Consider the following 13,074-nt stretch of genomic DNA (forward strand, 5'->3'; position numbering starts at 1 on the left):
GAAACAGCATGGCGGTTCCGGACGTATTCCCGGCACTGCATAGCCATATCTGACCCAGGATGACAAACGATATGCCCGAGACGACCCCATCCGAACCGACCGCCAAGCCGACGGCCAAATGGCGCATCCCGCTGGTGATCGGCGCCGTGCTGGCCGGGGCCGTGATCGGCTATGTCGGCGTCTCCGGCCTCAGGCATCCCGCCGGCGGCGATATCGCCTGCAACAGCGCGGTGGATCTGGCCAAGAAGATCGCCCCGCTCGCCCATGGCGAGGTCGCGGCGCTGACCATGGCGACTACGCCGCTCCGGCTTCCCGACCTGACCTTCGAGGACGCCAACGGCCAGCCGAAGAAACTCTCTGACTGGCGCGGCAAGACGGTGCTGGTCAATCTGTGGGCGACCTGGTGCGTGCCCTGCCGCAAGGAAATGCCGGCGCTCGACAGCCTGCAGACCAAGCTCGGCGGCAAGGATTTCGAGGTGGTTGCGATCAACATCGACACGCGCGATCCGGACAAGCCGAAGAACTTCCTGAAGGAAGCCAATCTGACCAATCTCGGCTATTTCAGCGACCAGAAAGCCAAGGTCTTTCAGGACCTTAAGAACATAGGCAAGGCGCTGGGCATGCCGACGTCGGTGCTGATCGACGGCAAGGGCTGCGAAATCGCCAATATCGCCGGTCCCGCCGAATGGGCGAGCGACGATGCGATCAAGCTGGTGAAGGCGGCGCTAGCCCCGGCCGCGGCGGGGTTCTGATCAGGCGACGGCGTTGAGGTTGCCACCGACGCCGGGACCGAGATTGGCGGTCGACGGCGTACCGAGCAGGGTCTGAACCGCGAACTTTTCCGCATCGAGGTTCTGCTTGGTCACGCGGGTCGCGATCTGCCCCTGCAAATTGCCCTGCTGCATCGACAGGATGCTCGACACCATGCTCATCATGTCCATACGCGGCACTCCAAAGCTTGCTTTTGCGTAGCGCGCGAAAGTTAATGCTTGGGTAACGGGTGGCCGCGTCAGGCTGACGCATCGTCGTCGTCATGGCGCAGCAAGTCGCCGGGCTGGCACTTCAGGTAGGTGCAGATCCGCTCCAACGTATCGAACCTGACGCCCTTCACCTTGCCCTGCTTGAGCAGAGACAGATTGGCCTCGGTGATCCCGACATATTCGGCGAGCTCCTTCGATTTCACATTGCGCTCGGCGAGCATCACGTTGAGCCGGACCCGGATCGGCATTGCAAAGGCCTCAGACGAATTGTGCGTGCTCGTCGGCGATCGCATTGGCTTCGGCCATCACCCAGGCCGTCACCGCAACCAGACCCGCGAACAGCAGCGCCAGCAGCGTGTCGGAGCCGAGCACGATGACGACGGACTTGCCCTGCGCGTAGGTTTGCCAGCTCAGCAGGATCGAGAGCAGCGCGCCGATCACCGGCTTCAGCAGGGTCGAGAGCAGCATCGCGATCGCGAGGTCACGCAACCCCGCGACGTTTGCCGCCGTGAAGAAGCGGCCTGCCGCGAACGACGTGAAAGCGCGGCGCACGCGCGACAAGCCCCAGATCAGACAGGCGAGCGGCAACGCCGAGACCAACAGACCCATCAGGCGAACGAGCCAGCCGATCGGATGGAACGCAATGCCGGTCAGCCCTGCATCGCGCAGGATCGCCTCATCCGGGCTCGCCAGCCAATAGGCCAGCAATCCGACCGCGAGCACGAACGAGATGGCGATGCAGGCATAGGCGAGCACGCGGCTGACCGCGCGGATGCGTTCCAGGCGGGCCGGCCGCGCGGATGGGGAAAGCTCTGACGAGAGGGACGCGGACATGACTCAACCTCGGGATTGCTGATCTGATATTATTGTTTTACGATAATTAATATCTGCAAGTCAACATGCCTCAGGAGATGAAGTCATGCTCGTTCGTGCCGCTCACGCCATCTGCGCCGTCCTTCTATTGACGACCGCGGCTCACGCGCTGCCCTCGACATCGCGCGGGCAGATCTCGGTCGCGCAGGTCAGGGCCATGCTGGACCAGGCCGCGGCCAATCCGACCGCGCGGCAGACGCTGACGGCCTATCTGGCCGGTACCGGCGAAACCGCCGGCTGGCTGCTCGATGCGGCACGCGGCCTGCCGCCCTGCGCGCGGCGGCTGACACTCGACGCGCAGCAGGCGCGTGATGCGATCGCGAGCGCGGCAGCCACCGCCGCGACCGAGACGCCGGCCACGCCCCTGATCATCCGCGACATGCTCAAGCGCGCGGGATGTCGCCTGACAGAATGAGAAGCGGACAATGCTTGCGCGGTCAGGCTGCGTTCGCGGCGAAGGCCGCACCGAGGGTGCGCAGCGCCTGCCGGGTCCGCGCGTCCGACAGCTTTGAGTGAAGCATGACGTCGCGCGACGGCAATGGCGGCAGGCCAAGCCGCGGCCCGAGGTCGACGGTGTCGGCCGGCGCCACCCGGCGCGCCAACGCGGCAACGGCCAGCCCGGCGGATATCGCGGCCCCGATCGTCGAAAGCCCACCACCGACGAATGCCTCGGTCCAGGCGATGCCGGCGGCGTCGAGAGTTTCAACCGCCATGGCGCGCACGCTGCAAGGCTCGGCTTGCGTCGCCAGGCGCAGCGGCTCGCCCGGTCGATGGTGAAAATCAGGCGCGGCCATCCAGCCGAAGGGTTCTTCGAACAGCACATCGCCATCGCGGCGCTTGGCGTCGTGGCGCAGCACGATCGCGGCATCGAGCCTGCCGTCGTCAAATGCGCTGAGCACCGAACGCGACGTATCGACATGCAACTGGATCACCAGTCCGGGATCGGTGGCGTTCATCCGCTTCAACAGCGAGGCCAATTCCGATCCGACGATGTGGTGGCTGATGCCGACGATAAGCCGACGATGCTCGACCGCAAACGCCCCGATCGCCGATTGATGCGCGGCCACCAGATTGCGCGCCGCACCGAGGAAGGCGGTGCCTTCCGCTGACAGTCGAACCAGCCGCGGCGTTCGCTCCAGCAGCCGGCGGCCGAGCCCATCTTCCAGCCGCCTGATCTTCAGGCTGACCGCGGACTGCGTGGTCTCCATGGCCTGCGCCGCGCGCGTGAAGCTGCTGAGGTCGGCGACCAGGACAAAGGCCTGCACCGCCTCGACGTCGAGCGCCTTCATGGCCAGACATTTAAATTGACAATCATTGAAATGCGATATCATACCGTTTTTCAATGATCAACAAGCCCCTAGGATTGGCTGCACGCAACGATCGCCTCCAGGAGAGCCATCATCATGCCGCTGACCCGCGTCTCCCTGCGGCGGGGCAAGCCCGCCGCCTACCGCAAGGCCATTCTCGAGAGCCTCTATCGCGCCATGCGCGAAACCTTCGATGTGCCGGAAGGCGATCGCTTCATGACGATCTCCGAGCACGATGACGACGGTTTCGCCTACGGCGCCGACTATCTCGGCATCAGGCGCAGCGACGATCTGGTCATCATTCAGATCACGGTCAGCAACACCCGCCCGGTGGCGCAGAAGCAGAGGCTCTACCGACGCATCGCCGAACTGCTGACCGAGAATCCCGGCCTGCGCGCCGAGGACATCTTCATCAACCTGGTCGAGGTGCTTCCGGAAAACTGGTCGTTCGGCAACGGTGAGGCGCAGTACGTCCGATGACCGCGACACCGACCCTCTCGCCGCGCATGAGCGGCATCAAGGCATCGCCGGCGTCCGTGCTGCGCCGTCGCGCCCGTGAACTGCGCGCCGCCGGACGCGACATCATCGAGCTGTCGTCGGGCAATCTCGACTTCCCGACACCTGACCATGTGATCGCGGCGGCGCATGAAGCGGCATTGCGCGGCGAAACCCGTTACACCGATGTCGACGGCACGCCGGAGCTAAAGCGGGCGGTGCAGGCCGCGCTGCTGCGCGACCATCGCCTCGACTATCGGCTGGATGAGATCCTCATCACCAACGGCTCGACCCAGGCGCTGTTCAACGCGCTACTCGCGACGCTGGCACCCGGCGATGATGTGATCATCCCTGCGCCGTATTGGGCGCCCTATCTCGATCAGGTGCGGCTGGCGGGCGGCACGCCGGTGGTCGTGCCGTGCGCACAGAACAATGGCTTCAAGCTGCGTGCGGAGGATTTGCAGGCGGCGATATCGGCGCGAACGCGCTGGGTCGTGATCAACAACCCGGTCAATCCTTCCGGTGCAGTCTATTCTCTGGAGGACCTAGCTGACATCGCCGCGATCCTCTTGCAGCATCCGGACATCTGGGTGCTTGCCGATGGGCTCTACGAGCACATCGTGTTCGATGGCGCGCCCGCGCCGACGCTTGCGCAGATCGAACCGCGCCTGAAGCCGCGGACGCTGACCGTCAGCGGCCTCGCCAAGAGCTACGCCATGATGGGATGGCGCATCGGCTATGCCGCGGGACCATCGGCGCTGATCCGCGCGATGATCACGATCCAGTCGCAGACCACGTCCGGCGCCTCGTCGATCAGCCAGGCCGCCGCGGTCACGGCGCTCGAAGGCGCGCAGGATGTGCTGGCCGAGCGCGCCGCCATCCTTCGCGCGAGGCGTGACCGCTTTGCCGAACGCGTGAACGGATGCAGCGGGCTCTCCTGCACGCCGCCCGAAGGCACGTTCTATCTGCTGGTCAGTTGCGCCGGCGTGATCGGCAAGCGCGCTGCCGACGGCAAGCTGATTGCGACCGACCGCGATTTTGCGACCTACCTGCTTGAGCAAGCCGATCTGGTGGTATTTCCCGGCGAGGATCTCGGGCTGTCACCTTTTATTCGGGTCAGCTTCGCCAACCCGTCATCGATCATCGAGGAGGCCGGAAGGCGTCTGAAACGCGCTTGCGAGGCACTGCAATGACAGCGCACGGGCAGATCCAACGCCTCGCGCTGACGGCGCATCTGCTCGGACTTGGAATGGGCGTGGCGATGATTGCAGGTCTCGTGCCCGCGACGCTTGCACTGCTGCGGACACTGATCTGACGAGAGCGCGTGGATTACCGCGTCGGGACCGGCTTGTCGCCGCGGTAGTCGTAGAAGCCGCGCTGGCTCTTGCGTCCGAGCCAGCCGGCCTCGACGTATTTCACCAGCAGCGGGCACGGCCGGTATTTGGAGTCGGCGAGCCCCTCATGCAGCACCTGCATGATCGACAGGCAGGTGTCGAGGCCGATGAAATCGGCGAGCTCGAGCGGGCCCATCGGGTGGTGCGCGCCGAGCTTCATCGCGGCATCGATCGCCTCGACGTTACCGACGCCTTCATACAGCGTGTAGATCGCCTCGTTGATCATCGGCAGCAGGATGCGGTTGACGATGAAGGCGGGGAAATCCTCCGACACCGCGACCTGCTTGCCGAGCTTGGCGACGAACGCCTTGGCGGTGTCGAAGGTCGTGTCGTCGGTAGCGATGCCGCGGATCAGCTCGACTAGCTCCATCGCCGGCACCGGATTCATGAAATGAATGCCGATGAATTTCTCCGGGCGGTCGGTCGAGGCAGCGAGCCGTGTGATCGAGATCGACGACGAGTTGGTCGCGACGATCGCTTCCGGCTTCAGCACCGCACAGACGTCGTGGAAGATCTTGCGCTTGGTCTCTTCCTTCTCGACCGCGGTCTCGATCACGAGATCGCAATCGGCCAGCGCATCGATCGTCTCGGCGGAGGCGATGCGGTCGAGCGCCTGCTTGCGCTCGCCCTCGCTGATCGCCTTCTTGGCGACCTGGCGGGTCAGATTGCCGTTGATGGTCGCCAGCGCCGACTTCAGCCGGTCCGCGGAGACGTCATTGAGCACCACGTCGAAACCGGCCAGCGCCGCCACATGGGCAATACCATTGCCCATCTGGCCCGAACCGATCACGCCGACCTTTTTGATTGCCACCGTCATCTTGTCATCCACCGGAACGGCGCGCATGTCGCGCCTGCCCAATTCCAACGATACCCGAAGTGAAGCCTTCCGGGTTGCCCAATCCGCCGGAAAACGTTTCCCGGGACCATGATGTGATTACGACGTAATCGCACCCGATCCATCTTCCCTGCCGGAAACGATCCTTCCGGAAAACCGTTTCCGGATCGTTGCGCCCCAAGAGTTGCGCCCCAAGAATAGTAACACCGGCCGGAGCTTAGCCACCCGGCCGGTGTCTTGTCGCTTACTTTCCGAGCTTGCCGAGTGCTTCGGTGAGCTCCGGAACCGCCTGATAGAGGTCGGCGACCAGGCCGTAATCGGCGACCTGGAAGATCGGTGCGTCCTCATCCTTGTTGATGGCGACGATCACCTTGGAGTCCTTCATGCCGGCCAGATGCTGGATCGCGCCGGAGATGCCGACCGCGACATAGAGTTCCGGGGCCACCACCTTGCCGGTCTGGCCGACCTGCCAGTCGTTCGGCGCATAGCCGGCATCGACCGCGGCGCGCGAGGCGCCGACGCCGGCACCGAGCTTGTCGGCGAGCGGCTCGATGTACTTGGCGAAGTTCTCGCGGCTCTGCATGGCGCGGCCACCCGAGACGATGATCTTGGCCGAGGTCAGTTCCGGACGGTCGCTCTTGGCGACTTCCTCGCCGACGAACGTGGACAGGCCGGGATCGGCGGCGGATGCGGCGTTCTCGATCGCGGCGCTGCCGCCCTCGCCGGCCGCAGCGAAGGTCGAGGTGCGGACGGTGATCACCTTCTTGGCGTCCTTCGACTTCACGGTCTGGATCGCGTTGCCGGCATAGATCGGCCGCTCATAGGTGTCGGGCGCGACCACCTTGATGATCTCCGAGACCTGCATGACGTCGAGCAGCGCTGCGACGCGCGGCATCACGTTCTTGAAGCGCGACGTCGCGGGCGCGACGAAGGCGTCATAGTTCGGGGCCAGCGCGACGATCAGCGCAGCCAGCGGCTCGGCAAGGTCGTGCTCATAGGCGGGACCTTCGGCCACCAGCACCTTGGCGACGCCGGCAAGCTTGGCGGCTGCTTCCGCCGCCGCCTTGGTGCCCTGGCCGCCACCGGCAACCAGCACATGGACGTCGCCGCCGAGCTGGCTCGCCGCCGTCAGCGCCTTGTTGGTCGAGTCCTTCAGGGTCTCGTGGTCGTGTTCAGCAATCAACAGCGTCGTCATCAGAGAACCCCGGCTTCGGTCTTGAGCTTGTTCACGAGTTCGGCGACGTCCTTGACCTTGACGCCCGCCTTGCGGCCTGCCGGTTCCGCGGTCTTCAGCACTTCCAGACGCGGCGTGAGATCGACGCCGTAATCCGACGCGCTCTTGTCGTCGATCGGCTTCTTCTTCGCCTTCATGATGTTGGGCAGCGACGCATAGCGCGGCTCGTTGAGGCGCAGGTCAGTGGTGACGATTGCCGGGCCCTTGAGCTTGATGGTCTGCAGGCCGCCGTCGACTTCACGCGTGACCTTGAAGTCGGAGCCTTCGACTTCGAGCTTGGAGGCGAAGGTCGCCTGCGACCAACCGAGCAGCGCGGCCAGCATCTGGCCGGTCTGATTGCTATCGTCGTCGATCGCCTGCTTGCCGAGGATGACGAGGCCGGGCTGCTCCGCCTCGACGACCGCCTTGAGAATCTTGGCCACCGCGAGCGGTTCGACATTGCCTTCGGCCTTGACCAGGATGCCGCGGTCGGCGCCCATCGCAAGCCCGGTGCGAATGGTCTCGGAAGCCTGCGCCGGTCCGATCGACACCACCACCACTTCGGTCGCCTTGCCGGCTTCCTTCAGCCGCAGCGCTTCCTCGACGGCGATCTCGTCGAACGGGTTCATCGACATCTTGACGTTGGCGAGCTCCACGCCCGATCCATCGCTCTTGACGCGGACCTTGACGTTGTAGTCGACGACCCGCTTTACCGGCACAAGAACCTTCATCGATCCTCTTTCGCTTTGATTTTATGGGTTTCGGTTGGCTGGCGCGGAACCTAAAGGTCCCGTACCCCCCGGTCAACGCGGCAAAGCCAAAAAACCGTCCCCCGGTTTTGAACCAGTTTAGCGGTTCTGGCCCGGCACCCACAACACGTCACCGGCCCCTTTATTGTTCTGGAAGCGGCTGGCAACGAACAGGAAATCGGACAGTCGGTTCATATACTGGATGCCAGCGGCATTGACCGTCTCGTCCGGCCGGGCTGCGAGTTCCACCATGATCCGTTCCGCGCGGCGACATATCGTCCGGGCGAGATGCAGATATGCAGAAGCCGGCGTCCCGCCGGGCAGCACGAACGAGGTCAGCGGCGCCAGCTGGTCGTTGAGGCTGTCGATGTCATGCTCGAGCCGCTCGACCTGGCTCGCCAGCATCCGCAGACGCTCAGTCTTGCCCTCGCGCTCGGGCACCGCAAGGTCGGCGCCGAGATCGAACAGATCGTTCTGGATCCGGCCGAGCATCGCATCGACCTCGTGGCTGTCGGCCAGATGCAGCCGCACCACGCCGATCGCGGCATTGGTCTCGTCGACGGTGCCATAGGCGGCAACCCGCAGATCGTATTTCGGTCGCCGCTCGCCGGAGCCGAGCGCGGTGGTGCCGTCATCGCCGGTGCGCGTGTAGATCCGATTGAGAACGACCATGGCCGTGATCCCCTAAGGTTTGCGCCTCGCGCACTTTTGCTCAAAACGCGTCTACCGCCCCATCGCCCAGACCGCGATCATCGCGATGACGATGGCGACGAACTGGAGCAGCACGCGCAGCCGCATCAGCTTCTGCGATGTGTTCGGCGAGCCGCCCTTCATCATGTTGACGAGGCCGAGCAAGAGCACCAGCGCGACGGCGCCGACGGCAACGGGAAGAATGATCGTGCTGAGGACAGATGTCATCTGCGGTACATAACACCGCAGGACGCGGACTTCCACACAGGCGGCGCATGCAACCAACTGGCTTTTCACGGCGTAATATCAGATGCTGGGTCCGTCCTCGGACCGAGCGGTTTTCGACAATGCCGGGTGGAATGTGAAGCAGCTTCGTTACGTCTACCACGTCGTGATGGATGCCTTTTACACGTTCCTCGCCGACGACGGCTGGGCGATCGCGAGCCACATCGCGCTGTCGACCCTGATGGCGCTGTTTCCGTTCCTGATCGTGCTGACGTCGGTGGCCGGCTTCTTCGGCTCCAACGAGCTTGCCGACCAGGCCGTCGGTCTGTTGCTGCAGGTCTGGCCGCAGCAGGTCGCCGAGGCGCTGTCCGGCCAGATCCACGACGTGCTGACCAACACCCGCGGCGGCATCCTGACCATCGGCGCGGTGCTCGCGGTATACTTCGCCTCCAACGGCGTCGAGGCGCTGCGGGTGGCGCTCAACCGCGCCTATGCCGTGATCGAGCCGCGGCGCTGGTACTGGCTGCGGCTGGAATCGATCGGCTACACGCTGGTCGCGGCGTTCACCTCGCTCGCGATGGCCTTCCTGATCGTGCTCGGGCCGCTGATCATCGAGGCGGCGCGGCGCTATATTCCGTTCTTCGTCGAATCGAACGAGAGCCTGCTCAACACCGCCCGTTACGGCATCACCGTGCTGGCGCTGGTCGTCGCGCTCTTCATCCTGCACGCCTGGCTGCCGGCGGGCCGCCGCGGCTTCACGCAGATCCTGCCCGGCATCATCTTCACCATAGTGGCGTCGCTGATCTCGGGCATCGGCTTCGGCATGTATCTGGCGCGCTTCGCCAACAACTACGTCACGATGTATGCGGGGCTCGCCTCGGTGGTGATCGCGCTGGTGTTCCTGTATTTCATCGCCGCGATCTTCGTGTTCGGCGGCGAGCTGAACGCGGCGATCATCAAGTCGCGGCTGCCGCACGGCGTGCCGCTTCAAGCAGCGCAGTCGCGAGCGCCCGCGGAGAAACAGGTTTGACCAGGAACGCGTCGGCGCCGGCGGCGCGCGCCGCGGCTTCGTCCTCGGCACGCCCGGAAATCCCGACGATCACGATGCGGCCGTGCGGCGGCGGCAGCGCGCGGATGCGCTTGATGGCCTCGACACCGCCGATGCCGGGCAGCACCATATCCATCAGCACGGCATCGAAGGCCCCCTGTCCGAGCCGGTCGGGCGCCCCCTCGCCCTGACCGATGAATTCGGCATGGTGGCCGAGCTCGGTCAGGATCGTGTTGAGCACGACACGGCCGAACGGATTGTCCTCGACGCTGAGCAGCCGCAGCCCCTGCGATGAAGGCACCGCCGCGCCTTCGCTCGAGGACGCACCGGCCGGTCCTGCGGCTGAAGCCAGCACCACGTTGAGCGTGAAGACGGCGCCGCCGCCCTTGCGCTGGGCCACGACGATGTCGCCGCCCATGGCGCGCGCGAGCTGCTTCACCGAGGACAGGCCGAGCCCGGCGCCGCCGAACCGCGCGGCGATCGAGACATTGGCCTGCGAGAACGGCCGGAACAGGCGCTTGACCTCCGATAGCGTCAAGCCGATGCCGCTGTCGGAGATCGCAAAGACAACCCCGATCCTGCCGTCGGCCTTTCTCTTGGCCGCCCCCTTGGCCGCGCGCGCCGGCGCGACGTGCAGCTCGATGCTGCCCTGCTCGGTGAACTTGACGGCGTTGTCGATCAGGTTCTCCAGCGCCGCGCGCAGCCGGACGGGATCGCCGACCGCAAACGCCGGCAACTTGGCGGAGATCTCGACCGAGGCCCGCAATCCCTTGGCTGCCGCGCGTCCGGCCAGCGAATCCCCGGCGTGGCGCGCCAGCGTGCGCAGGTCGAAGAAATCCTGCCGGATCTCGAGCCCCGGCCCCTCGCTCCGGGCAGCATCGACGAACAGGGTCGCAAGGTTAGCCAGATGCTCGGCGCCGGCCTTGATGGTATCGACCCAGCGCCGCTCGCGCTCGTCGAGATCCGATGTCGCGAGCAGGTTGCTGATCGCGAGGATTCCGGTCAGCGGGGTCCGGACCTCATGGGCAAAGGCGGCAAGCGCAGTCTCGATCATGCCGGGACCGGCCTTGCGGGAGGCCTTCGGCGCAGTTCGCTTGCGGCCCGGCTTCGCGACCGTCTTGGTGACCGTCTTGGCGACGCTGGTCTTCGACGGCTCGCCCTTGGCTCGCCGCTTGTTGCGCCCTCCGCGCGATACTTTCGCCATGATCTCCGTGACCCCGCCCCGCGGGCAGCATGGCATGCCAGGAGCGGCAGAGTCACGGCGCCCTTTGGGTTTAGCCAAGGCAAGTCAGGATGATGGTAACCAGTCCATCCACCCGCGGTATCTCACCCGCTTGCGGGAAGGGCTGTCGGACATGGCACTTGGCTGACAGCCATATGCGATAGCCTGCCGTCGCAGGGACGCGCCGCCAAAATATCGAAAACAACCCCATGCAAAGTAGCCGGCGGCTACCGGCGTTCGACACGGCAACTTGACACGTCGGGCAAATCAACGGCAGACTTCCATTATTCCGAAATCATGTGCAGCACGCTAGAGCAAGCCGACCAGGCGGCGGATATCGGCCGGGCTCGCACCCTCGGCCCGCAGCTCGCGCAGCCCGGTCGCCCGGGTCGATTTCGACAGCTTTTGGCCGGCGGTGTCCCGGATCAGCGCATGGTGACGATAGGCCGGCACGGGCACGCCAAGCAGCTCCTGCAACAGCCGATGCACGCTGGTCGACCAGAACAGGTCAACGCCCCTGACCACATCGGTGACGCCTTGCAGCGCGTCGTCAATCACGACCGAGAGATGGTAACTGGTTGGGGTCTCCTTGCGCGCCAGGATCACGTCGCCCCAGGCCTCCGGCCGGGCCCCCACGTCCCCGGTCTCGCCGGCCGGTCCCTCGCCGGCCTCCTGCCAGCGCAGGCCGCCGGCGCGCGCGCATGCCGCCGCCATGTCGAGCCGCAGCGCGAACGGCGCGCCCTGCCCGATCAGCCGGTCTCGCTGCTCGGCCGAGAGCGATTTCGCCGTTCCCGGATAGAGCGGCGCGCCATCCGGATCGCGCGGCCACGCGCTGGCGGACTCGCGGTCCGCGACCAGCCGCGCGATGTCGGCGCGGCTCTCGAAGCTCGGATAGACCAGCCGCTCGGCCGCCAGACGATCGATCGCCGCGCCATAGGCGGCAAAATGCTCCGACTGCCGCCGCACCCGGGTCTCCCAGGCGATGCCGAGCCAGGCCAGATCCTCGTAGATCGCCTGCTCGAACTCGACCCGGCAGCGCGTCGCGTCGATGTCCTCGATCCGCAGCAGGAAGCGTCCGCCCGACTGCTTCGCGAGGTCATGGTTGAGCAGCGCCGAATAGGCGTGGCCGAGATGCAGGTAGCCATTCGGACTCGGGGCAAAACGGAAAACGGGTGGCATGGCGTTCGATCGCAGGTCATTGCCGGGCTCGACCCGGCGATGCTTGTTTGGGCATGATCTTCGCGCAAACGCCTGGCGCTTGTCGCGAAGCAAAACCGGTTTCCACTTTTCCGGACCATGCGGCTGGACAAGACTCTGTTACGATAGGAGATGGATGCGCGGGTCAAGCCCGCGCATGACAAGCCGAATGCAGATCCCGCAATGCTGATCCATCTCGAAACCCAGGCCGACCTTGACGAGGCGATCCAGAAGCTGGTCGACCAGGATCGGCGGCTGCGCCCGATCCTAGAACTGACCGGAATGCCGGCCATCCGGCAGCGCGAGCCGGGGTTTGCGGGACTTGCCGCGATCGTCTGCGGCCAGCAGCTGTCGACCGCGAGTGCTGCCGCGATCTGGGGTCGCGTCAGCAAGGCGTTCGACCCGTTCCACCATGAGACGATTCGCAAGGCGCGCGCCGACCGGCTCGGCCGGCTCGGGCTCTCGGCGGCCAAGATCAAGACGCTGAAGCACATCGCGCGCGAGCTCGCCGAGGAGCGGCTGAACCTCGATGTGCTCGCCAACGAAGAGGCCGATGCCGCGCACAACACGCTGACCGCGCTGCCCGGGATCGGCCCGTGGACCGCCGACGTTTATCTCTTGTTCTGCCTCGGCCATGGCGATGCGTGGCCGGCCGGCGACCTCGCCGTCCAGGAAGCGGTCAAGGTCGGGCTCGGGCTGAAGGAGCGGCCGACGCCGAAGCAGATGGCACCGCTTGCCGAACCGTGGCGTCCGCTGCGCGGCGCCGCCGCGCATCTGTGGTGGGCATATTATCGCGTACTCAGGAATCGCGAAGGCGTGATCGCCGGCGCGAAGTAGGTCGTCGAG

Annotated in this window: 18 protein-coding genes; 7 read left to right on the plus strand and 11 right to left on the minus strand. The window is 65.4% G+C overall.

What is annotated here, in order from left to right:
- Positions 1-71: 71 nt before the first annotated feature.
- Positions 72-752, plus strand: coding sequence for a thiol:disulfide interchange protein TlpA (tlpA, locus tag JQ573_RS31775; RefSeq protein WP_249132578.1), 681 nt, complete (start codon positions 72-74; stop codon positions 750-752).
- On the opposite strand, the gene JQ573_RS31780 is transcribed toward tlpA, so the two are convergent.
- The 3 genes from JQ573_RS31780 to JQ573_RS31790 all read right to left on the minus strand — a co-directional run bounded on the left by JQ573_RS31780 (position 753) and on the right by JQ573_RS31790 (position 1,814).
- Positions 753-941, minus strand: a complete 189-nt coding sequence (locus JQ573_RS31780) for a putative motility protein (RefSeq protein WP_092123268.1) — start codon at positions 939-941, stop codon at positions 753-755.
- 68 nt (positions 942-1,009) lie between these two features.
- Positions 1,010-1,228, minus strand: coding sequence for a helix-turn-helix transcriptional regulator (locus tag JQ573_RS31785; protein WP_212318258.1), 219 nt, complete (start codon positions 1,226-1,228; stop codon positions 1,010-1,012).
- A gap of 10 nt (positions 1,229-1,238) precedes the next feature.
- Positions 1,239-1,814, minus strand: coding sequence for a DUF2975 domain-containing protein (locus tag JQ573_RS31790; RefSeq protein ID WP_212318260.1), 576 nt, complete (start codon positions 1,812-1,814; stop codon positions 1,239-1,241).
- Positions 1,815-1,899: 85 nt separating this feature from the next.
- Here JQ573_RS31790 and JQ573_RS31795 point away from each other — a divergent pair, with 85 nt between their 5' ends.
- Entirely contained in the window at positions 1,900-2,268 is a 369-nt protein-coding gene (locus JQ573_RS31795; RefSeq protein ID WP_212318262.1) for a chlorophyllide reductase, read from the plus strand.
- A gap of 22 nt (positions 2,269-2,290) precedes the next feature.
- On the opposite strand, the gene JQ573_RS31800 is transcribed toward JQ573_RS31795, so the two are convergent.
- Entirely contained in the window at positions 2,291-3,142 is an 852-nt protein-coding gene (locus JQ573_RS31800) for a LysR substrate-binding domain-containing protein (RefSeq protein WP_212318264.1), read from the minus strand.
- Between the two features lie 114 nt (positions 3,143-3,256).
- Between JQ573_RS31800 and JQ573_RS31805 the strand changes: the two genes are divergently transcribed.
- The 3 genes from JQ573_RS31805 to JQ573_RS40690 are packed head-to-tail and all read left to right on the plus strand — an operon-like array spanning position 3,257 to position 4,970.
- Complete coding sequence (locus tag JQ573_RS31805; protein ID WP_212318266.1) at positions 3,257-3,640, plus strand: tautomerase family protein; 384 nt, start codon at positions 3,257-3,259, stop codon at positions 3,638-3,640.
- Entirely contained in the window at positions 3,637-4,848 is a 1,212-nt protein-coding gene (locus JQ573_RS31810; protein ID WP_249132579.1) for a pyridoxal phosphate-dependent aminotransferase, read from the plus strand. Before JQ573_RS31805 ends, JQ573_RS31810 begins: the two co-directional genes overlap by 4 nt.
- On the plus strand, positions 4,845-4,970 hold the full coding sequence (locus JQ573_RS40690) for a hypothetical protein (RefSeq protein WP_283815130.1): 126 nt from the start codon (positions 4,845-4,847) through the stop codon (positions 4,968-4,970). Before JQ573_RS31810 ends, JQ573_RS40690 begins: the two co-directional genes overlap by 4 nt.
- Positions 4,971-4,984: 14 nt before the next feature.
- On the opposite strand, the gene JQ573_RS31815 is transcribed toward JQ573_RS40690, so the two are convergent.
- The 5 genes from JQ573_RS31815 to JQ573_RS31835 all read right to left on the minus strand — a co-directional run bounded on the left by JQ573_RS31815 (position 4,985) and on the right by JQ573_RS31835 (position 8,764).
- A complete protein-coding gene (locus JQ573_RS31815; RefSeq protein ID WP_097674094.1) occupies positions 4,985-5,866 on the minus strand; it encodes a 3-hydroxybutyryl-CoA dehydrogenase in 882 nt (293 codons plus the stop codon).
- Between the two features lie 262 nt (positions 5,867-6,128).
- On the minus strand, positions 6,129-7,079 hold the full coding sequence (locus JQ573_RS31820; protein WP_212318268.1) for an electron transfer flavoprotein subunit alpha/FixB family protein: 951 nt from the start codon (positions 7,077-7,079) through the stop codon (positions 6,129-6,131).
- The gene (locus JQ573_RS31825) at positions 7,079-7,828 is read right to left on the minus strand and encodes an electron transfer flavoprotein subunit beta/FixA family protein (RefSeq protein WP_092123260.1); all 750 of its coding nucleotides are present in this window, start codon (positions 7,826-7,828) and stop codon (positions 7,079-7,081) included. Before JQ573_RS31825 ends, JQ573_RS31820 begins: the two co-directional genes overlap by 1 nt.
- Positions 7,829-7,945: 117 nt before the next feature.
- Positions 7,946-8,518, minus strand: a complete 573-nt coding sequence (locus tag JQ573_RS31830; RefSeq protein WP_212318270.1) for a cob(I)yrinic acid a,c-diamide adenosyltransferase — start codon at positions 8,516-8,518, stop codon at positions 7,946-7,948.
- 51 nt (positions 8,519-8,569) lie between these two features.
- Positions 8,570-8,764, minus strand: coding sequence for a twin transmembrane helix small protein (locus JQ573_RS31835; RefSeq protein ID WP_212318272.1), 195 nt, complete (start codon positions 8,762-8,764; stop codon positions 8,570-8,572).
- Between the two features lie 166 nt (positions 8,765-8,930).
- Between JQ573_RS31835 and JQ573_RS31840 the strand changes: the two genes are divergently transcribed.
- Positions 8,931-9,791 (plus strand): YihY/virulence factor BrkB family protein, encoded by an 861-nt coding sequence (locus JQ573_RS31840; protein ID WP_409334711.1) that lies wholly within the window; start codon positions 8,931-8,933, stop codon positions 9,789-9,791.
- Here JQ573_RS31840 and JQ573_RS31845 read toward each other — a convergent pair.
- Together JQ573_RS31845 and gluQRS are read right to left on the minus strand one after the other, a co-directional pair.
- The gene (locus tag JQ573_RS31845; RefSeq protein WP_212318276.1) at positions 9,718-11,013 is read right to left on the minus strand and encodes an ATP-binding protein; all 1,296 of its coding nucleotides are present in this window, start codon (positions 11,011-11,013) and stop codon (positions 9,718-9,720) included. The genes JQ573_RS31840 and JQ573_RS31845 overlap by 74 nt on opposite strands.
- 327 nt (positions 11,014-11,340) lie before the next feature.
- Positions 11,341-12,210: a tRNA glutamyl-Q(34) synthetase GluQRS gene (gluQRS, locus tag JQ573_RS31850; protein WP_212318278.1), complete on the minus strand. Its 870-nt coding sequence runs from the start codon at positions 12,208-12,210 to the stop codon at positions 11,341-11,343.
- Between the two features lie 201 nt (positions 12,211-12,411).
- Here gluQRS and JQ573_RS31855 point away from each other — a divergent pair, with 201 nt between their 5' ends.
- Positions 12,412-13,065 carry a DNA-3-methyladenine glycosylase gene (locus JQ573_RS31855; protein ID WP_212318421.1) on the plus strand — a complete coding sequence of 218 codons (654 nt, stop codon included), beginning with the start codon at positions 12,412-12,414 and terminating at the stop codon, positions 13,063-13,065.
- Positions 13,066-13,074: the final 9 nt, after the last annotated feature.

It is taken from the genome of Bradyrhizobium sp. AUGA SZCCT0105, assembly GCF_018129565.1.
Classification (GTDB): domain Bacteria; phylum Pseudomonadota; class Alphaproteobacteria; order Rhizobiales; family Xanthobacteraceae; genus Bradyrhizobium.